Origin of the sequence: Chitinophaga lutea, assembly GCF_003813775.1 — a bacterium.
GTDB classification, from domain to species: Bacteria; Bacteroidota; Bacteroidia; order Chitinophagales; family Chitinophagaceae; genus Chitinophaga; species Chitinophaga lutea.
Genome location: NZ_RPDH01000001.1, coordinates 530,430 through 551,003, shown reverse-complemented (window position 1 = coordinate 551,003; position 20,574 = coordinate 530,430). Strand labels below are relative to the sequence as shown.

The 20,574-nt window shown below is 54.4% G+C and carries 16 protein-coding genes and 2 tRNA genes; 6 read left to right on the top strand and 12 right to left on the bottom strand.

Annotation, left to right across the window (positions count from 1 at the left end):
- Nucleotides 1-16: 16 nt before the first annotated feature.
- From EGT74_RS02130 to EGT74_RS02115, 4 genes are all read right to left on the bottom strand, one after another.
- A complete protein-coding gene (locus EGT74_RS02130) occupies nucleotides 17-1,597 on the bottom strand; it encodes a RagB/SusD family nutrient uptake outer membrane protein (protein WP_123844887.1) in 1,581 nt (526 codons plus the stop codon).
- 27 nt (nucleotides 1,598-1,624) lie between these two features.
- Complete coding sequence (locus EGT74_RS02125) at nucleotides 1,625-4,942, bottom strand: TonB-dependent receptor (protein WP_158617965.1); 3,318 nt, start codon at nucleotides 4,940-4,942, stop codon at nucleotides 1,625-1,627.
- Nucleotides 4,943-5,134: 192 nt separating this feature from the next.
- Nucleotides 5,135-6,310, bottom strand: a complete 1,176-nt coding sequence (locus EGT74_RS02120; protein ID WP_123844885.1) for a FecR family protein — start codon at nucleotides 6,308-6,310, stop codon at nucleotides 5,135-5,137.
- A gap of 102 nt (nucleotides 6,311-6,412) precedes the next feature.
- Nucleotides 6,413-7,003, bottom strand: coding sequence for an RNA polymerase sigma factor (locus EGT74_RS02115; RefSeq protein ID WP_123844884.1), 591 nt, complete (start codon nucleotides 7,001-7,003; stop codon nucleotides 6,413-6,415).
- A gap of 466 nt (nucleotides 7,004-7,469) precedes the next feature.
- On the opposite strand from EGT74_RS02115, the gene EGT74_RS02110 reads away from it, so the two are divergent.
- Nucleotides 7,470-7,544: transfer RNA gene (locus EGT74_RS02110), tRNA-Val, on the top strand.
- 64 nt (nucleotides 7,545-7,608) lie between these two features.
- Nucleotides 7,609-7,683 (top strand) — tRNA-Val (locus EGT74_RS02105).
- Nucleotides 7,684-7,711: 28 nt separating this feature from the next.
- Here EGT74_RS02105 and EGT74_RS02100 read toward each other — a convergent pair.
- Together EGT74_RS02100 and mtaB are read right to left on the bottom strand one after the other, a co-directional pair.
- The gene (locus EGT74_RS02100; RefSeq protein ID WP_123844883.1) at nucleotides 7,712-8,350 is read right to left on the bottom strand and encodes a hypothetical protein; all 639 of its coding nucleotides are present in this window, start codon (nucleotides 8,348-8,350) and stop codon (nucleotides 7,712-7,714) included.
- Between the two features lie 253 nt (nucleotides 8,351-8,603).
- Nucleotides 8,604-9,881, bottom strand: a complete 1,278-nt coding sequence (mtaB, locus tag EGT74_RS02095; RefSeq protein ID WP_123844882.1) for a tRNA (N(6)-L-threonylcarbamoyladenosine(37)-C(2))-methylthiotransferase MtaB — start codon at nucleotides 9,879-9,881, stop codon at nucleotides 8,604-8,606.
- Nucleotides 9,882-9,934: 53 nt separating this feature from the next.
- Between mtaB and EGT74_RS02090 the strand changes: the two genes are divergently transcribed.
- Nucleotides 9,935-10,699 carry a lysophospholipid acyltransferase family protein gene (locus EGT74_RS02090; RefSeq protein WP_123844881.1) on the top strand — a complete coding sequence of 255 codons (765 nt, stop codon included), beginning with the start codon at nucleotides 9,935-9,937 and terminating at the stop codon, nucleotides 10,697-10,699.
- Nucleotides 10,696-13,137: a replication restart helicase PriA gene (gene priA / locus EGT74_RS02085; RefSeq protein ID WP_123844880.1), complete on the top strand. Its 2,442-nt coding sequence runs from the start codon at nucleotides 10,696-10,698 to the stop codon at nucleotides 13,135-13,137. The genes EGT74_RS02090 and priA overlap by 4 nt, the downstream gene beginning before the upstream one ends.
- A gap of 108 nt (nucleotides 13,138-13,245) precedes the next feature.
- Here the strand turns inward: priA and EGT74_RS02080 are convergent, their stop codons facing one another.
- Complete coding sequence (locus EGT74_RS02080) at nucleotides 13,246-13,890, bottom strand: NAD(P)H-binding protein (RefSeq protein WP_123844879.1); 645 nt, start codon at nucleotides 13,888-13,890, stop codon at nucleotides 13,246-13,248.
- Nucleotides 13,891-13,947: 57 nt separating this feature from the next.
- On the opposite strand from EGT74_RS02080, the gene murB reads away from it, so the two are divergent.
- Both murB and EGT74_RS02070 read left to right on the top strand, forming a co-directional pair.
- Nucleotides 13,948-14,964: a UDP-N-acetylmuramate dehydrogenase gene (gene murB, locus EGT74_RS02075; protein WP_123844878.1), complete on the top strand. Its 1,017-nt coding sequence runs from the start codon at nucleotides 13,948-13,950 to the stop codon at nucleotides 14,962-14,964.
- An 83-nt stretch (nucleotides 14,965-15,047) separates the two neighbouring features.
- Nucleotides 15,048-15,764 carry a DUF3800 domain-containing protein gene (locus EGT74_RS02070; protein WP_246008106.1) on the top strand — a complete coding sequence of 239 codons (717 nt, stop codon included), beginning with the start codon at nucleotides 15,048-15,050 and terminating at the stop codon, nucleotides 15,762-15,764.
- A 218-nt stretch (nucleotides 15,765-15,982) separates the two neighbouring features.
- On the opposite strand, the gene EGT74_RS02065 is transcribed toward EGT74_RS02070, so the two are convergent.
- The 5 genes from EGT74_RS02065 to rmuC are packed head-to-tail and all read right to left on the bottom strand — an operon-like array spanning nucleotide 15,983 to nucleotide 20,517.
- Complete coding sequence (locus EGT74_RS02065; RefSeq protein ID WP_123844876.1) at nucleotides 15,983-16,945, bottom strand: YpdA family putative bacillithiol disulfide reductase; 963 nt, start codon at nucleotides 16,943-16,945, stop codon at nucleotides 15,983-15,985.
- Nucleotides 16,946-16,954: 9 nt separating this feature from the next.
- Complete coding sequence (locus EGT74_RS02060; protein ID WP_123844875.1) at nucleotides 16,955-17,626, bottom strand: type 1 glutamine amidotransferase; 672 nt, start codon at nucleotides 17,624-17,626, stop codon at nucleotides 16,955-16,957.
- Nucleotides 17,627-17,632: 6 nt separating this feature from the next.
- Entirely contained in the window at nucleotides 17,633-18,340 is a 708-nt protein-coding gene (locus EGT74_RS02055; RefSeq protein WP_123844874.1) for a phytanoyl-CoA dioxygenase family protein, read from the bottom strand.
- 26 nt (nucleotides 18,341-18,366) lie between these two features.
- A complete protein-coding gene (locus EGT74_RS02050; protein WP_123844873.1) occupies nucleotides 18,367-19,092 on the bottom strand; it encodes a YqjF family protein in 726 nt (241 codons plus the stop codon).
- 3 nt (nucleotides 19,093-19,095) lie between these two features.
- On the bottom strand, nucleotides 19,096-20,517 hold the full coding sequence (rmuC, locus tag EGT74_RS02045; RefSeq protein ID WP_123844872.1) for a DNA recombination protein RmuC: 1,422 nt from the start codon (nucleotides 20,515-20,517) through the stop codon (nucleotides 19,096-19,098).
- Nucleotides 20,518-20,574 lie beyond the last annotated feature (57 nt).

Below are 20,574 nucleotides of genomic sequence, written 5' to 3'. Positions count from 1 at the left end.
TTGTTAGTTGTGTTGATTAATAATTGGGGTTCTGCCCCAGCTTTTTATTGATGTCTATTTCCTTCTGCGGGATGGGCCAGAGATAATGCATCGCGGGGTTGAACAGCCGCTGCTCTATCACCTGGTGGTTCGGCGTGGTGAAAGTAACCTTGCCGGTGTTCTTGTCCACCGTACCCTGCCTTGCGCCGTACACGGTGCCTTTCCTCACTTCCTCGCCGGTTTTCCAGCGTTTGATATCGTACCAGCGGAGGCCTTCCAGCGCGAGCTCTATCCTTCTTTCCCGGCGTACCAGCGTTCTCAGCGCGGCCTGTGTGTTGTACACCAGCCTGTCGGTAACGGGCATGCCTGCACGCACCCTGATGCGGTCGATCGCGTCATACACGGTATTGTCGATCAGGCCGCTTTCGATTTTTGCTTCGGCGTAGGTCAGCAGCACTTCCGCATAACGGATGATGATCATGTTCAGCCCGGTGTTCCACATATCCGGGTAATCGGATAACTGCTGGATGAACTTTTTCGGCATGTAGCCCGTCATCGGGTTGTTATCGCCCGTCATGAAGTCGGCGGACGCAGGATCGATGGAATTGAAATATCCGCCTTCATACAATTGCCCGGGGTAAACGATCGATGCGGCGAGGCGGGGATCCCTGTTGCTGTAGGGGTCTTCCGCATTATAACCGGAACCGGCCTCGGTGATGGTTTTGCCGTTTTTCATTTCATAGGCGTCTACCAGCGACTGCGTGGGACCGATGGAGCCCCAGCCGCCCAGGCTGGACGACGGCAGGATACCGATGTTGCCGTTGGCGTAATCGTTCTCCTTGTATTGCATATCCAGGATAACTTCTACGTTATTTTCATGCTGGATACGGAACAGGTCGCCGTATTTGGGGAACAGGTCGTATCCCAGGCCCATTACCCGCTCGCAATCCTTGATGCTTTCGGCGTATTTGCCCATATACAAATTCAATCTCGCGCTGAGGGCGTACGCGGCGCCACGGGTAATGCGGCCCACATCGTTACCGGAATAGGAGGGCTCCAGCTGCGGCGCGATGGCGGCCAGTTCGTCGAGGATGAACTTTTGTACTTCCGCAAGCGGAGTCCTGGTGATGTTATTCGCTTCGACCGTGGTGATGTTTTTGGTTACCAGCGGCACATCGCCATAAAGTTGGGAAAGCGTGAAGAACTGGTAAGCTCTCAGGAAACGGGCTTCCGCTTTGAACCTTGTTTTCAGCGCCTCGTCCATTTTGGTGCTTTCCACGTTCTCCAGGAACCAGTTGCATTTCTGGATGGACTTGAAATTCCAGCGGTTGGTCACGTTGTTGTCCGACGGGGTGAGCGAGCCGTTGCCGATGTTCATGTAGCCTTCCCATACCCAGCGGCTGTAGGCGTTGTCCGTAACGGCATCCATGTAGATGACGTTGTAGCTGTCTTCCCAGTCGCGGTAACATCCGTTCAGTGCGGCCTGCGCGTCTGCAGCGGATGTCCACAGGGAAGTGTTGCTGTATGAATCTTCCGGGTTGCGGTCGAGGAAGTCTTTGTTACATGCTGTCAGGAATAAGCCTGATATTGCTATGAGAGAGAATAATTTCCTTTTCATCTTGATGATTTTTCGCTGCGGTCAGCCTTAAAAAGTTACGTTTAAACCTACGGTATTCACTTTCACCTGCGGGTAATAATAGATGCTGCTGGAGGCCGGTGCTTCCGGATCGATCCATTTGTACAGCCCGCTGAAGGTAAGGATGTTCTGCCCGCTGTAGAAAATGCGCGCTTTTTTAATGCCGATGCGGTCGAGCAGGTTTTGCGGCACCGTATACCCGATCTGCAGGTTTTTCAGGCGCAGATAGGAACCGTCTTTCACCCAGAAAGAAGAAGGCGTATTCGACGGGTCGTTGTGCTGCTGCGTGGTCAATGCCCTGGGCAGGTCTGCGGCGGTATTGGAAGGCGTCCAGGTGTTCAGCAAAGCGGAAGTGGGTTTGCCCACGGAAGAACCGATCTGGCCCATTTTGCCGGCGTCCATATAGGTTTTAACGCCTGCGGCGCCCTGGAAGAAGAGGGTCAGGTCGATGTTTTTCCATGAACCGCCGAGGTTAAGGCCGTAGGTCACTTTGGGATAGTAGTTCCCGAGGTACTGGCGGTCTTTGGTGTCGATCACCTTATCGCCGTTGCGGTCCTGGTATTTCAGGTCGCCGGGTTTGGTGTTGGCGGATTGTTTCGCATGGGCCGCTATTTCTTCCTGCGTCTGGAAGATGCCTTCGGCCACATAGCCCCACAATGAATTGATGGGCAGCCCTGCGGTTTTGATGGTGTAGCCTGAAATTTCATCGGACACAAATTTGATCACCTTGTTGTTGATGAAGGATACGTTACCGGTGGCGTTCCAGCTGAAATCACCTTTGCGGTCGTTATACCCGGCGGTAAATTCCCAGCCGGTGTTTTCCACGATCCCGGCGTTCTGCGTGGGCGCATTCAGGCCATATACGGAACCCACGGGCACCGCGATGAGGATATCGGTCGTTCTCTTTTTGAACCAGTCCGCGGTCAGGCTCAGCCTGCCGTCGAGGAAGCCTGCATCCAGGCCCACGTTACTCTCCGTGGTGGTTTCCCATTTGATGTTGCTGTTGGCGCCGTTCACGGGAGCGATGCCGGCCGCGATAATGGAAGAGGTGCCGCCGAAGGTGTAGTTCTGCCCCGCGCTCACTGTCGTAATGTACGGATAGTAAGGGTAGGTGGGGTAGTTGGAATCATCGAACCCGGTGAGCGTCTGGTTGCCCAGTTCGCCCCAGGAAGCCCTCAGTTTCAGGTTGTTCACCACATCCTTGATGGGCGTGAAAAAGATCTCCCGGTCTACGTTCCAGCCTGCGGAGAAAGAAGGGAAGGTGCCCCAGCGGTTATCCGGTGAAAAGCGCGATGAACCGTCGCGGCGGATGTTCGCTTCGAAGAGGTACTTGCCGTCGAAGTCATAATTCAGCCTGCCGAAGAAGGAGCGTAAAGCGGCTTCATAAGCGTAACCGCCCGCGCGCTGCCCGTCTGTAGAACCAAGGTTGATCTGGCTGAGCGTATTGTTGAGCAGGTTTTTACGGAAACCTTCGTTCCAGGTGTATTTGGTGTACTCCTGGAAATAACCGGCCAGCGCCTTGAAGTTATGTTTGCCGAATGAATGGCCGTACTCCAGCAGGTCCTGCAGGGTCACTACATTGCTGGTGGTGTTGCCGTCGGTTACGGAGTTGGGGCCCTGGTAGAATGTCTTATCGCCATTCACATTGTAATACTGAATGTCGGCGACAAAGGATTTCGTTTGACCCATCCGCATGGTATAAGCGATGGACGGTTTAAAGTGGAGGCCTTTCACGATCTCCCAGTCTGCGCCCACATTTCCCAACAGGTCCGCATAATTCTCGCGGCCATAGCTGGATGATTCCAGCCACGCGGCGGGACTGCCGTCGCTGATGCTGCCATATCTGCCGTTGGAGAATTTATAGGGCACGATGGGGGAGATGCGGTTGAACTGGCGCACGATCTGCGTAAAGCCCGGCACGCCCGGATAGCTGCTCTGCGGTTCTTTCACGATCGAGTAGGTATACGCCAGGTTACCGGATATTCTCAGTTTGTCGTTGAGCTGCTGGCTGATATTGAACCGGCTGGTATATCTTTTGGAATTGGTCTTTTCCATCAGGCCTTCCTGGTCGTACATGCCGAGTGAAAACGAATACTGGCTTTTATCGCTGCCGCCGCTCACGCCGAGGTAATAGTTCTGCTGGATGCCGCTGCCGCGGTAGGCGATGTCGAGCCAGTCTGTATTCGGATACTTGTCCAGGTCGGAACCGTCGCGGAATTTGTTGATCTCCGCATCCGTATAACGGGCGGGTTTGCCTTCGTTGACGAGCGCCTGGTTATACAGCCGGGCCGCATCCCAGGATGGCAGGAAGTCCGGCAGGTAGGTGGCCTGCTGTTTGCCTACGTAGCTGTTGAATACGATCTGCGGCGTTCCTTTTTTGCCTTTTTTGGTGGTGATCAGTATCACGCCGTTGGCTGCGCGTGAACCGTAAATAGCGGCGGAGGCCGCATCTTTCAGTACGGAAATGCTCTCAATATCATCCGGGTTAACATTGTTCATGGAAGAAATCACACCATCCACCATCACCATGGCGTTGCTGTTGTTGAGGGTGCCGATGCCCCTTACGCGGATAACACCGCCGTCTTTACCGGGCTGGCCGCTGTTGGCCGCGGTTACCGTTACGCCGGCCATGGTGCCCTGGAGGGCGTTGGATACGCTGGTTACCGGCCTGTTCTCCAGTTGTTTGCTGCTGACGGAGGAAACGGAACCGGTCAGGTTTACTTTTTTCTGCACGCCATATCCTACTACCACTACCTGCTCCAGTTCGCTTTGTTTGGGTGCGAGCACTACATTCATCTGGTCTTTCCCGACGGTCAGTTCTTTCGACTCGAAGCCGATCAGGGAGATGACCAGTACGGCATTCGTTTCCGCATCGATCTCGAACTGACCGTTCGCATCGGTCACCACCCCTTTGTTGGTGCCCTTGATCACCACCGTGGCAGCGATCAGCGGGGAACCGGCGGCGTCCGTTACTTTCCCTTTCACTTTTTCGGGCGGAGCGTTGGCCTGAACCGCCTCAACGGCGGCGGCCACGGCTTTTTCCTTGATGATCACCATGTCGTCCAGCAGGGTGTACACCAGCGGCTGGTCGCGGAAACAGAGGTCCAGCGCCGCCCTGATATTGCCGTTCCGGATGTTGACCGTAACCGGCGCCGCCTTCGCCAGCTGTTTGGCGGTGTACACAAACGTGTAACCCGTCTGCTTTTTGATCTCGCGGAACACCTTGTCCAAAGGCGCGCTTTTTTCCGATAATGTAACGGTCTGACTAATGCTTTTGGCGCTTACGCCCATACAAACCGTGAGTAGCAAAATGGCGGTGATTTTCATGATCCGCATTTTTTTGGTAAGTCCCTCCCGGAAGGAGGCACAAAGGAGCTTTAAATGCATAAATTTGCATAGTTTGAGTGATTCAAAAAAACTGATACTTCGATAACGGGATTCTTGGATGGGCTCAGACTTTTCCGGCGCTCTGCGGACCAGGCAGAGCGCTTTTTCATGCCTGTACCATCCAGACGATCTTTATTTCATAACCCTGATTTTTTTTCCTTCTATCCTGAATTTTACCTTGCCGGTCAATTCCAGTGCTTTCAGTACATCCGATAGTTTTTTGTTGCGCGGCACATCTGCAAAAAACAGTTCATCCACATCATCCCCGGCTTCCACTTCCACATCGTACCATCTGGCCAGCTGATGCATCACCGTTTTTATCGGCGCGCCTTCAAACACGAACCGGCCGTTTTTCCAGGCCATGGTTGCAGAGAGGTCTACGCCCGTTTTCACGGTCAGCCTGCCTTCTTCCGTCGTCTGCGCCTGTTCTCCCGGTGCGATCACCCGGCTGCCGGCGCCCGTGTGTACTTTTACGCTTCCCTCCAGCAGGGTGGTTTTCACCGTTTTCTCGTCGCCGTAGGCATTGACGTTAAAATGTGTGCCCAGCACTTCCAGCCGCGTTCCGCCGGCTTTTACGAAAAACGGTTTCGTTTTGTCCCTTGCCACTTCCAGGTATACTTCTCCCGTAATGCTGACGCTTCTTTCCCTGCCGGTGAATGTGGTGGGAAAAGTGATGGACGATGCGGCGTTGAGCCAGGCTTTGGTGCCGTCGGGCAGGCTGAGCTGGTAGGCGCCTCCCCTGGGCGTGCTCATGGTGTTGTATACCGGTTCTCCGGCGTTGTCGCCGTTGCTGTTGTAGATGATCTGCCCGCCGGCCTGTTTGCTGATACTGGCGCCGCCCTGTTGGGCGAGCATACCGTCAGACGCACTGTCGAGCAGGATCTGCTGGCCGTTGGACAGTGTGAGGGTGGCCCTGTTGCCGCCCGGTAACACATCCTGCGTGGCAATGGCGGTTGTTTGCTGCGGCGGCTGTTGCTGCCCGTTCCCGAGCCAGTAATAATAGATGCCGGTGCCTACGGCGAGTAAAATGGCTGCGGCGGCCGCATATTTTGTGATCAGGCGAAAGGGGCGCGTCTGCGGGGGCGGTTGGGAAAACAGGCGGCCGCTTATCCTGTTCAGCGCAGGGTCTGCCGCTTCCTTTATAGTAGCATCCGGTTCGTATTGTTCCCAGGCCCGCTCCAGCACTTCTTTTAACGACGCATCCCCTTCAGCCTGGTTGACCCAGTCTGCCAGTTCTTCCTTTTCCGCCTGTGTACAGCTGCCTTCCAGCAAGCGCGTGATGAGATAGTGGATCCTGGCGTCAGACATATTGGTTGAATGTTTGATGAATACGGGGAATCCCCGGTACAGTCAATAAGACAAGCGGGAAAACAAACAGGCATAGTCTGTTTTAAAAAAAAGTTAAATTTTTCAGAGAAGGGAGAGCAGGAGAAATACCAAATACGTGGTATCCAATGAGTTGGGGTATTGCTGCAGTTGTTTGCGCAGGCTGCGCAAAGCCTGGATCATGTGATTTTTAACGGTGCCGGTGGTGATATGGAGCCTTCTGGCGATTTCTTCGTGTTTGATGCCTTCTTCGCGGCTGAGGAGGTACACTATCTTCTGCTGGGGAGGAAGCTGCTGGATGGCCCAATGGAGGCGTTCCTGCGTTTCTTTAAGGGTAAGGGTGGCCTGGGGGGTGATATCCGGGGTGGACTGGGAATTGTCTGCCAGGGTCTTGAGAATGGTCACTTCCATCGCCATCCGCTTGAAACCGTTGATAGCGGCGTTTTGCGCCATGCGGAACACATAACGCTGGAAGCTGTCTATCCCCCGCAGCACGTCCCGGTCTTTCCACAGTTTTTCAAAGATATCCTGCACGAGGTCTTCCGCCGATTGATGCGACCCCGTGAGCCTGTAGACGAACCCGTACAGTTTATATTTATACCCGTGGAAAAGACTTGTGAATGCCAGTTCATTTCCCCCTGCCGCCTCCAGCAGTAATTCCTTCTCTGATTGCATATCCTTGGATGATGGAATAGATTCAGTTGATCCGGCAACAAATTTATCAAGAAAAACACACTGCCGCCACTTTTTTTGCAGATGCCCCTTTACCTGCAGCCAACCCCCGGTTCAGACAACTCCCTTGTTTGTATTTTTAAACCGCGGTGTCAGCAACAAAAACAGGGCCAGCGCGCAGGCCGCTATAATGAATTTATTAAATGTAATAGGGCCTGACGCCCAAAAGCTGCGGCGGCCGGAAAAAGGACAAAAACGCGGGGCGCCGAAAGGTGTGAAGCAGGTTGCACGGCGGCGGCGGATATGGCGGTATCTGTTTTATCTTTGAAAAAGCGGGATGGCTGAAGAACCTTGTAAACAGGGGCTTTCACAGAAAAAATTTAAAAAATATTTGGCAGAATGAAATAAGTTTTTACCTTTGCAATCCCGTCAAACGAAAAGCGTTAGACAACGAGAAAAAAACAAATATGGGAGTTTAGCTCAGTTGGTTCAGAGCATCTGCCTTACAAGCAGAGGGTCGGCGGTTCGACCCCGTCAACTCCCACATCACTTCTCCAGCAGCACCGGAACGCTGTCGTCGGAAAAGTTTCAAAAGATCTTACCATTCCGGGAGTTTAGCTCAGTTGGTTCAGAGCATCTGCCTTACAAGCAGAGGGTCGGCGGTTCGACCCCGTCAACTCCCACAAGGCCTTGCAGCAATGCAGGGCCTTTTTATTTCCCCTTACCGGCCGGTAATGCTCCACCAGGTGGGGTTTTCACTCCGGCAGGCCCGCCCTGAGGGAATGTAAACAGCCAGTTGCCGGTATGGCCGAACAGGTCCTCCAGTTCCACCCTGACCAGGTGCGATCGCACGTTTTTCTCCCTGAACGTGTATTCCCACCGTTCCCGCTTCGCGGAATAAACGGCCGCGCCTTTTTCCATTTCATAACCGGAAGCGTGCAGCAGGTATACTTTCAACGCCTTTACCCGGCCCGGGGCCTGCGGGGAAAATGCACGCCGGTCTTTTTCCATCACGTTTACGCCCACCGTGCGGCCTTCAACATGAAGATGCGCCTCCACGGCCTTGCCTCGAAAAGCATCCCGGAAAGCCACGTTGAAAGCGGACTGTCCCTTTTTGGCTTTCGACTGGTAATATTTCTTCTGTACCGGATCCAGGATGGCCGCCTTTGCGTATGCGTTCGCCTTTTTAAAACGGTCGCGGTTCGCCAGCTGGCCGGATGTGGGCGGTTTTTCGTAAGGCTTCGGCAGTTTACAGATAACGGTCTTCCCATTGCGCTGGCGGACCACGAACATGCCGCCCACTTTGCCGCTTACGCCGGCCAGTAATACATTGGTGATTGACGTTGCCATACCGGGTGTGTTTTCAATATAAACAACGGGTGCCAGCAGATGGTTTACAAAGTGTCAAAATTATGTGAAGCCTATGTGAAGCCTATGTCAGCATCTTACATAGGCTTCACATAGGCTTCACATTCGGTAAACACATAAATAAAACCTTGTTATACAGTACTTTGAGAACTGGCCCGCAAGGGCATGAAAAAACGGCCCGCCCGGCGGTTACCGGGGAGATGGGGATGGTGTGAGGAAAAGGAGGAAAAACCGGTCAGCGCAGGTCCCAGTCCACGATGCTGTTTTCCCATTCCTTGCGGAAATGCGTGGTGACGCGGATGTAGTTGTCCGTGTACCCCTCCATCATGCCGTCTTTCTGCAGGCCTTCGAACAAAACTTTCCGGGTCTGGCCGGTATGTAGCTCCGTGAAGTACTGCATCTTTTTGTGGCTCAGGTTGCGCAAGGCTTTGTTGCGCTCGTGGCGGATGTTGACGGGCACCACGGGTTTGATGTCGAGGGCATGGGTGTTGGCCCTTTCGGAGTAGGTGAATACGTGCAGGTAGGAAATATCCAGTTCGTGCAGGAAGTTGTAGGTTTCCATGAAATGGGCGTCGCTTTCGGCGGGGAAACCCACAATCACGTCCACGCCGATGGCGCAATGGGGCATGAACTGTTTGATGAGGCCCACTTTTTCCGCGTACAGTTCGCGGCGGTAGCGGCGGCGCATCAGGGCGAGCACCTCATTGCTGCCGCTTTGCAGCGGGATATGGAAATGCGGCATGAACTTTTTGCTGCCGGCCACAAATTCGATGATCTCGTTGGTGAGCAGGTTGGGCTCGATCGAGGAGATGCGGTAGCGCTCGATGCCGTCCACTTCGTCCAGCGCCTGTATCAGTTCGAAAAATGATTCTTCGCGTTTTTTGCCGCCTTCGAACCCTTTCCCGAAGTCGCCCAGGTTCACCCCGGTCAGCACGATCTCTTTCACGCCGCCGGCCGCCAGCGTTTGGGCATGGCCGATCACATTGGCCACACTGTCGCTGCGGCTGATGCCGCGGGCCATGGGGATGGTGCAGAACGAGCAGTTATAGTCGCAGCCGTCCTGTACTTTCAGGAAGGTGCGGGTACGGTCGTTCAGGGAGTAGGAGGCATGGAAGGTGTTTACCTCCCCGATGTCGCAGGAGCAGATTTTGGCGCTGTCGCCCTTCGCCAGTTCGCGGATGTGGTCGGCGATGTTGAATTTCTCCGCGGCGCCCAGCACGAGGTCTACCCCGGGAATGTCTGCGATCTCTTTCGGTTTCAGCTGGGCATAACAACCCGTGATCACCACCAGGCTTTCCGGCGAGCGGCGCTGGATGCGGCGCACCAGCTGGCGGCACTCTTTATCGGCATTGTCCGTCACCGAGCAGGTATTGATCACATAAACGTCCGCCACTTCGTCAAAATCCTTTTTGACGAATCCGTCCTTTTCCAGTAACCTGCTGATGGTGGAGGTCTCTGAAAAGTTCAGCTTACAGCCGAGGGTATGAAATGCTACTGATTTTTCCCGAGTCATAAGAACCGCAAAGGTACGATATTGCACTATAATTCTGTATCTTTCGGCTTTTTATGCACGTGCTACTGAAATGTTTCCGGGCGCTGTACAGCGTGTACGCCCTGATTGTCTGGCTGGCGATCATGTTCCTGATATTGCCACCCATTGTACTGGTGTCTTTCCTGGGAAAGGTGAAAGGGGGCAATATTGTGTTTTATTTCCTCCGTTTCTGGGCCCACGTGTGGTTCCCCGCGGTGGGCATTTTCGTCAGGAAGACGTGGAAAGCCCCTAAAAGCAACGATCCCTGCATATATCTCGCCAACCACTCCTCTTACCTCGACGCCGCCCTGGCCGTGAAAGTGATGCCACTGCCGTTTCGCCCGCTGGGGAAGAGCGAACTGTCCAGGATACCCCTCTTCGGCCTCATTTACAGCCGTTCCGTGGTGCCGGTAGACCGTTCCACGGCCAAAGGCCGCGCTCAAAGCATGCGGGATATGTTATATATGATTAAGCGGAATGTATCGCTGCTGATTTTCCCCGAAGGCACCACCAACGAAACAGAGCAGCCCCTGCTGCCGTTTCACAGCGGCGCTTTCAGGATCGCCATAGAAACACAAACACCCATCCGGCCGGTGCTGTACGTAGACAATCATGCCCGGCTGGCGAAAATAAAGTTCCTTTCCCTCAACCCCGGCCCATGCCGTGTGGTGTTTCTGCCCCTGGTACCGGTGGAAGGCCTGACGATGGAAGATGTGCCCCATCTCAAAAAACAGGTGCGCCACATGATGGAGGAAGAATTACGTAAATACCGCAATTACCAGGCCTTACAGGCGATATGAAATTTGCCGACGTCATATTACCCCTGGCACTGCCCAGAAACTATACGTATGCCGTGCCCCCTGATATGGAGAATGCCATTCAGCCGGGCAGCCGCGTTGCCGTGCCGCTGGGCAATAAAAAGTACGCCGGCATCGTCAAATCGGTGCACGACCAGGCGCCCGGCGCCTACAAAACCAAAGCCATTCACGACCTGCTCGACAAAGAGCCGGTCGTATACCCTACCCAGCTGGCCTTTTGGGAATGGATGGCGCAATATTACATGTGCAACGAAGGGGATGTGCTCAACGCCGCCCTGCCCGCGCACCTGAAACTCTCCAGCGAAACGGTGCTGCTTTTCAATGATGCGTTCGGCGACGATTTTACGATGCTCGACGAGTATGAGTACCTCGTGGCGGAAGCGCTGCACATCCGGCAGGAACTGCGGATAGGGGAGGTGCAGCAGATCCTCGACCGCCCGGACGTGTATTCCATCATTAAAAAACTCATCGAAAAAAAGGTTTGCCTGGTATACGAGGAGCTGAAAGAAGTGTACAAGGAAAAGACGGAGAAATTCATCCTCCTCAACCCCGCATACGAAACCGATGAAGCCATCGCCCCGCTGTTCGACGAGCTGGCCCGCGCCCCGAAACAGCTGGAGCTGCTGCTGGCATATCTTCACCTCATCAAAACACAGGGCGAAGTGGCGCAGAGCGAACTGCTGAAAAAATCAGGCGCTTCCGCCGCGCAGCTGAAAGGGCTGGTGGATAAGGAAATCCTCCAGGTAGACCAGCGCATCGTAGGGCGTGTGCGTATGGGCAAGGTAGACGTGCAGATCAAATTCGACCTGAGCCCTGCCCAGGAAACCGCGCTGGCAGCCATCCGCGAATGTTTTACGGAAAAACAGGTGACGCTGCTGCATGGCGTTACTTCCAGCGGTAAAACGGAGATTTACGTCAAACTCATCGAAGAATACCTCGGCAGCGGCAAACAGGTGCTGTACCTGCTGCCGGAAATCGCGCTCACGGCGCAGATCATCCGCCGGCTGCAAAAACACTTCGGAACGCAGATCGGCATTTATCATTCCCGTTTCTCGAACAACGAACGCGTGGAGATCTGGAACAAAGTCAAGAGCGGCGAAATCAGGATATTGCTCGGTGCGCGTTCCAGCCTGCTGCTGCCTTTCCGTGATCTGGGCCTGATCATTCTCGATGAAGAGCATGACGGTTCCTTCAAGCAGCAGGATCCCGCCCCCCGTTACCACGCGCGCGACGCGGCCATCTATTACGCCGGCCTCTTCAAAGCGAAAATACTCCTCGGTTCCGCCACGCCTTCCCTCGAATCGTACTACAATGCGAAACAGGGCAAATACGCCCTCGTGGAACTGCAGGAACGTTACGGCGGCATCGCCATGCCGGCCATCGAGATCGCCGACCTGAAAAAAGAAATGGCGATGAAGGAAATGGTGCACAACTTCACCTCCGTGCTGCGCGGGCATATCACGCAATCGCTCGAAGCGGGCAAACAGGTGATCCTGTTCCAGAACCGCCGCGGCTATGCGCCGTTCCTGCTTTGCACCACCTGCGGCTGGATCCCCAACTGCAAACAATGCGACGTTTCGCTCACCTATCATAAACACCAGGATAACATGCATTGCCACTACTGCGGCACGCGTTATCCTTACGTCTATACCTGCGCCGCCTGCGGCAGCCAGACGCTGGTGCCCAAGAATTTCGGCACGGAAAAAATCGAGGAAGACCTGCAGGAACTGTTTCCCCAGGCCCGCATCGCCCGCATGGACATGGATTCCATCCGCAGTAAAGACGGCCATAACCGGATGATACAATCGCTCGAACAGGGAGAGATAGACATTCTTGTGGGTACGCAGATGGTGGTGAAAGGCCTCGATTTCCAGAACGTGAACCTGGTGGGCGTGATCAGTGCAGACAGTCTGCTGAGTTACCCGGATTTCCGGGTGAACGAGCGGGCCTTTCAATTGATGGAACAGGTGAGCGGCCGCTCCGGGCGCCGCGACGGGCAGGGGAAAGTGATCATCCAGGCCAGCAACACCCGCCATCACATCCTGCAATTTGTGACCGAGCATAACTACAAGGCGATGTACGAAGCGGAGATCACGGAGCGCGAGCAGTTCGGTTATCCGCCGTTTTCCCGCATCATCAAACTCACCATCCGCCATAAAAAACAGAAAACGGTGGATGAGGCCGCACTCGTGTTAGGCAACTGGCTCAGGCCCCACCTGGGCGCGCAGCTGGTAGGGCCGGCGGCACCATTGGTGAGCCGCGTGCGGGGTTTCTACCTCCAGGAAATGCTGATCAAATTACCGCGCGACTCGCGGCGTATTGCACAGGTCAAAAACATGCTGAAAGAGTTCTTCGGACAGCTGACGATCGAGAAACAGTTCCGTTCGGTGGTGATCACCCCGGATGTGGATTGTGTGTAACTTCCCGGTATCCCGGTTCTTTCCCATCTTCTTATTGCTGTCAGAAAGAGCGCGTTTGCACCGTGAACAGTGCGGCTGTTTAGAGGGCCTTGTTATTCATGGCGCCTGTCAATCCGCAAACCCTTCCACCACTTTTATGCCCACCGCCCCGCTTTTTGCGTTGGCCAGCATGGTGGCCGCCACGGTGGCTGCCTTCACGGGGCGATATTTCCGCCAGCCGCCTACCATCAGGAATTTAAATACCGGCATGAACAGCTGCCCGACCTGTTCACCGAAACGCACTTCTTTACGCTCGCCCATCAGCAGCGAGGGCCGGTATATGAAGAGGGAGGGGAAGCCCATCTGGATAAGCGCTTCTTCCGTTTGCCCTTTCGTACGGAGGTAGAAGTTAGCGGAGCGCGCATTGGCGCCCACGGCGGATACCAGGTGGTACTGCGTCACGCCGTTGCGGATGGCGATGCCGGCCGTTTTCACGGGAATGCCGTAATCTACCGCGGTGAAAGCGGCCTGGCTGCCGGCTTTTTTGATGGTGGTGCCGATACAGCAAAACAATACGTCGCCCCGCAACGCTTCGGCCAGCGCACGGTCGTCGTCGAACGACACCACCACGTTCTCGAGCCGGGGATGCTGTATGGGCAACGGTTTGCGCACGATGGCCCGCACCCGCTCATACGAGCCGTCGTTCAAAAGCGCCTGCACCAGCAGGTTTCCGATCAGGCCGGTGGCTCCCGTAACAATTGCTGTTTTTGGCATTTTATAGTTGACTATATTTGTTCCGGTAATAAAGATAGGATATTTGAATACTACGCTATGACGGTCAACGAAAATGTTTCTCTCCGCCCATACAATACTTTCAGCCTGAATGCCACGGCGCGTTATTTCGCCGCATTCCACTCCACCGAAGCGCTGCAGCAGATCCTCCGCGACGAACGCTGGCGCGATACGCCGAAAATGATCCTCGGCGGCGGCAGTAACCTGCTGCTGACAAAGGATTTCGACGGGCTCGTATTAAAAAACGAGATCAAAGGCATACACGTGGTGGGGGAAGACGACGACTATGTGTACATCAATGCCGGCGCCGGCGAAAACTGGCACCAGTTCGTGATGCATTGCATCGGTAAAGACCTCGGCGGCCTCGAAAACCTTTCGCTGATACCCGGCAATGTAGGCGCCAGCCCCATGCAGAACATCGGCGCATACGGCGTGGAAATCAAAGACACCTTCTGGGAACTGGAAGCCCTCAACCTGGATACCCTGCTGCCCGTCCGCTTCGACAATGCCGCCTGCGAATTCGGTTACCGCGAAAGTGTATTCAAACGGCAGTTTAAAAACCGGTTCGTGATCCTCAACGTCACTTACCGGCTGCATAAAAAACCGGTAGTCAACACCACCTACGGCGCCATCGAGCAGGAGCTGGCCAAAATGGGCATCACCGCACCCACCATCCGCGACGTGAGCCAGGCCGTTATCCATATCCGTTCTTCCAAACTGCCTAACCCCGCCGAAATCGGCAATGCCGGCAGCTTCTTCAAAAACCCGGAAGTGAGCGCGGAAAAATACGAACAATTGAAAGTGGCGTTCCCCGACGTGGTGGCGTACCCCTTACCCGGCCATCACTTCAAACTTGCCGCAGGCTGGCTGATCGAACAATGCGGCTGGAAAGGCTACCGCGAAGGCGATGCCGGCGTACATGCCCGCCAGGCGCTGGTGCTGGTCAATTACGGGAACGCACAGGGCGCGGACATTTACAACCTCTCTACGAAAGTGCTGCAAAGCGTGGAAGAAAAATTCGGCGTGGTACTGGAGCGGGAAGTGAATGTGGTGTGATTTATTTAATTTTATTGTTTCCAATTAGCCGAAGATGGATTTGATCCGAACTACAAATCAAATTCATGAAATATTGTTTGTACATGGACGAAAGTGGCGACCATGGATTAACGCAGGTGGACGACCGGTTCCCTGTGTTTTTGTTATGCGGGGTATTGGTACAGGAGAATGACTATCAGGCAATCAGAAATAGCATCAATGCCGTCAAACTGGAGTTTTGGAATAACATTCATGTAATCTTTCACTCGCGTGATATCCGGAAATGTGAGAAGGAGTTTAGTGTGCTGTTTGACCTCGAAAAAAAACAGCGGTTTTATGAGCGTATCAACGATGTTGTACGTGAAAATAACTATACGGTTTTCGCGTCGGCCATAAGAAAAGACAAGTATATTAACAGGTTCGGACGCCTTGGAAACGATGTGTATGAAATTGCACTGTCGTTTATCATAGAGCGGACTATTTTCTTCCTTGACGACATCAGGGACGATCAAAAGGAATTGCAGATTATTATAGAGAAAAGAGGACTAAAAGAAGACCGCGAGTTGCATGAACACTTTCAACGTCTTTTAGCACGGGGAACGGGTTATATTACGCCTGAAAGGCTAAAGGGATGCAGGCTCTCAATTTCCTTTAAAAGCAAGCGTGAAAATATAAATGGATTGCAGTTGGCGGATTTAATTGCTTATCCGATAGCGCGGTACGTGATTGAAGAGCACAGGCCCAATTTACCTTACGAGCTTATCCGAAACAAAATTTACACGAAGAAAGGAAACCTTTACGGGTTGAAAGTATATCCCTAAAAGTATAAAGCCAGACTTACGCCTGGCTTTATACCGATCGGGGACACCCCGGTCCAAGAATTTAAGGGCAATTGCCCTTTGTTGGTACAAATATACTGAAAATTCCTGTTTGTATAGTGATTTTTTTCAGTGACATGCTGAAAAACTTCGGATCTCCCATGAATATGTGTAATGATCTCATGTGAACAATTTCGGTGGCTTTCATGAAAGTTTTCATTTTACCCGCGGATATGCGCAATGATCTTATCCGCGTGCTCCCTTGAATTTTCGATGAACCAGATGTGCGTGTTCATGCCGCCGCATACCACACCGGCGAGGTACACGCCCGGCAGGTTGGTTTCCATCGTGTCCGGGTTGTACGACGGGCTCCTCACGGCGTCTGCGGATAAGGTAATCCCCGTTTTCTCCAGGAAATTAAAATCGGGCTGATACCCCGTAGCGGCAATCACAAAATCGTTAGGGATGGTCACGGAGCCGTCCGGTGTGCGGATGTCTACAGAATTGTCGTGAATGGCGGTCAGCGTGGAATGAAAGTAGGCTTTGATGCTCCCTTCCCTGATGCGGTTTTCGATATCGGGTTTCACCCAGTATTTCACGCGCTTCCCGATTTCTCCTTCCCGGATGACCATCGTCACGTCGGCGCCTTTGCGATAGGTTTCGAGCGCGGCGTCTACGGAAGAATTGTTCGCGCCCACCACTACCACTTTCTGAGTGGCGTAATAGTGCGGGTCTTTGTAGTAGTGGGTGACCTTGGCGAGGTCTTCGCCGGGGATATTGAGCAGGTTGGGAATATCATAAAAACCGGTGGCGATAATGATGAACCGCGTATGGTAAATTTCCTTGCCGGTGATCACCGTGTACCCGTTATCGTTCGGCCGCACGTTTTCCACTTTTTCGAAGAGACGGATGCGGATATGCTGCGAAGACGCCACCCTTCGGTAATACTCCAGCGCTTCGGGCCGTGTGGGTTTGGCGTTGTTGGACACAAAAGGAACGCCGCCGATCTCGAGCCTTTCGCTGGTGGAGAAAAAGGTCATGTTGATGGGGTAGCGGTAGAGGGAATTGACGAGGCATCCTTTTTCCACGATCAGGTAGTCGATGCCCGCTTTCTGCGCCGCCAGCGCACATGCCATTCCTATCGGCCCTCCGCCTACGATGAGTAACTCCACTTGTTGTGCCATTCGCTAAAATTAAACCAATTTTTCCAACCTGTTGAGGAGGCCGTACATCCACACATTGTTCGCGGCGGCATGATGCGCCCCGGCACGGATCTCCTCCGCCGTTTGCACGTAAGGGCCCGGTTGCAGTTCGTGGCCGAGGTGCTGCAGCATGCTGTCCATCGCCGCCGGCGTCACTTCAAAGTGGAACTGGAGGCCATACACCCGGTCGCCGATGCGGAACGCCTGGTTTTTGCAGACGGGGGTTTCGGCGAGGTGGACTGCGTTGTCCGGCAGGTCGAAGGTATCGCCGTGCCAGTGAAAAACGGTGGCCGGCGAAGGCGCCAGTTCATCATGGAACTGTACGGGGAACCAGCCGATCTCCTTTTCCGCGTTAGGATACACTTTCGCGCCCAATGCGGCGGCGATCAGCTGCGCGCCGAGGCAGATGCCCAATACGGGCTTTCCGGCGGCTATTGCGCCGCGTATGAGGGATTTTTCCCTGGCCAGCCAGGGGTATTGCGTTTCTTCATACACGCCCATGGGGCCGCCCATCACCACAAGCATATCGGCGCCGCCGATATCGGGCGTTGCGGGTGGATTGTACCAATGTGTGGCGGAAAGCGTATGCGATTTTTCCGCCGCCCAGTCTGCAATGCAGGCCAGGCCTTCAAAAGGGGCGTGCTGGAAATAATGTATATGCATATATAGTCAGTTGATGGATTGCCGCTCGGCCCATTGCAGGGGAGCCGGCAGTTCGCGGTTACAGCATTCGAGGTGCAGCACCCGGCGGCTTTTTCCGTTTACGGTGCGGCCGGAGGCATGGAGCAGCAAGGGTTTCATCACCATCACGCCGCCCTGTGGCACGGCGCAGGTATCTTCCGTTTCCATGCTCCAGTCGATATCGGCAGCACGGTACACCGACTTGCGATGGGAGCCGGGCACCACGCGCAATGCGCCGTTGTCGGCGTCCGTTTCGTCGAGGTGGATGCGCAGCGTGAACATGTTCTCAAGAATATCCAGCGGCGGCTGTACGGCGTATTGTTCCTGCTTCACCGTCCACGGCCCAAAGCCGGCTATATCCGCCCGGGTGTTCACCGAAATGGTGAGGTCCTGGTGGTAAGACACGAACCAGTTGGACGCGCCGGGTTTGTCGAAGTAAATGGATTTGACGAGGAAATACCCCTTGCCGAACAAGGTATCGATCCAGTCGCGCAGCGCCGGTGTGAAAACGGCGTCATACAATGCCGGGATTTCTTTCAGCACCCGGCGGATGGCGAACAGGTCGGCCGTTCTGCGGAAACTGGCATTGTCCTGCGCCGCGGATTCGATGATCGAAGTCAGCTGCGCGATGGCTTCGCCGTCGTACACCGGCGGTAATACGGTGTATCCTTTTTCTGTGATGGCGTTGTGATGCATGGTTGCAATGTCGGTGTTGTGCAATATTATCGATGCCGGATCTTCATCCCTTTCATCACCGCAATACCGGAGCCTTCCGCCAGGAATACCGAAGCAGGCGACTGGTCGAGCGTGCTTACGAATTGTTCCCCGTAAATGCCGGCGGTATCGCACTGGTACGAAAAATCGTGTACCGGGTGCACGCGCCAGCTGGGGTGCGTTACCTGGTATTCCGACGTGCGGTGCGCATCGAGCTGGGTATACCCCCAGTAATGCTCCGTGATAAAATGTTCTTTGGTGCCTTCGGCGATGGTCACCGGCGTTTTGTCTGCAATGGCTTCCAGGTGGTTCCACCCGCGCCCGGATTCCCATTCATAGCGCACTTTCAGGCGTGCGGCGGGCTGCGGTTCCCAGCTGTGGCGCATGTTGCAGGTGGCGTATTTTTCCCCGTAGAGCGTATTGGCCACGAAGGTGATCATCGGCAGGGGCACCAGCTCCCTGACAAATACCACCCCGCGCCGCCAGCCTTCCGGGTGTTTGTAGCGCACATAGAAACGGAGGTTCACTTCTTCGAACGTTTTATGAAAGGGCACGGCAATGCCTTTTACCCTGGTGTTGGCGAAGAGGAAACCGACGAGGCTCACGTAATGTCTGCCGTTCCAGTCGTCGAGCTCCGTGCCGCGCGGCACATACGGTTTCAGCAGGGAAGGGTCCGTTTCAAAGTTGGCCATCAGCAGGTTCCGCCAGTCGGCCGTCAGAAATTTTGAAGGCATAGGTTATGCGTCTTTTCCGTTTACCAGTTTTATATCGTCGTCCGGAAACAGGATATCCATTTCCGTGATAATTTCCTTCGGGAGGTTTTTGTTCGTGCGGGCATCCAGGTTGCGGATGGTCTCAAAACGCCCGATGATCGTATCGCCTTTCCGTTTCCCGTCTTTCAGCCGGTTCATGGCATCGTCGTAGGCGTTGGTGGCTTGCTTCAGGTTGTTGCCGAGGCTTTGCATCTCTTCGAGGAAGAGCGCGAATTTATCGTACAGCAACCCGCATTGCCGGAATATTTCTTCCACGTTGCGCGTTCTGTTTTCGTGCTGCCACAGCAGGCGCACGATCTTGAAAGTGGCCACGAGCGTGGAGGGTGTAATGAGCACGATCTTTTTCTTCAGCGCCCGGGTAAATATATCGGGGCTTTCGTTCAGTGCCAGCGTGAGCGCGGATTCGAAATGCATGAACAGGAACACGAAATCGGGCGTGTTCAGGCTGCCGAGCGAATGATAGTTACGCCCGGAAAGCTCGTCGATATGTTCGTTGATGTTTTTGACGAGCTGGCGCAGGTGCCCTTTCTTTTCTTCCGGTTCGCTGGCGTTAAAATAAGCCACATAGGCGTTCAGCGACACCTTGCTGTCGATCACGAGGTGTTTGCCGTCGGGCAGTTTCAGGATAAAATCGGGACGGCGGTTGCGGTCGGCTTCGGTGTCGCGGTGCACTTCCTCGCGCGTGTAATCGATGTACTGCTGCAGCCCTTCGGATTCGAGGATGAGGCGGAGGCGGTCTTCGCCCCAGTTGCCCTGCACCTTCACGTCGGATTTAAGGGCGCCGGCGAGGCGCTGCGCGTCTTCGCTCAGCTGGCTGTTGAGCCGGTGGAGCGATTCGATTTCCTTTTTGAGGGAAGTGATGTCCTGTATGTCTTCTTTGCGGGTGTCTTCAATCGTCTTCCTGAACTGGCCGATGTCTGTTTTCAGCGGCGCCAGGATGTGGTCCATGGCGGTTTTGTTGGTTTCCACGAAGTCGCGGCTCTTTTCTTTGAGGATATCGGCGGCGAGGTTTCTGAATTCTTCGCGGTTGGCCTCGTGTATCTTCCGGAGGTCCTGCCCCAGTTCCGCCAGTTGCTGCCGCAGCAGCTCGCTTTCTTTGCTGGTGGCGGAAAGCCGGCTGTCGAGGCTCCTGATCTCGGTGTGCTGCGCCTCGAGCTGTTTGTCTTTTTCCTGCAGGGTGTACAGCGTATTGTCGTACATCTCGCGGAGCACATACTCATCCTGCACCTGCTGACGTGTCAAACGCTGCGCCAGTGCGGCTTCCAGGTCGAGCCTGTCTTTTTGTGCCTGATGTAGTGGTATGTAATATTTCCGGAGGAAGAGATAGCTGCCCAGGCTGCCCGCGAACAGCCCGATGATCAGTCCGGATAGGAGGGTCCAACTCATATCTTCCAAAGTTAAAATAAAAAAACGGTCCGGGGTGTTACCCGGACCGTTTTGACG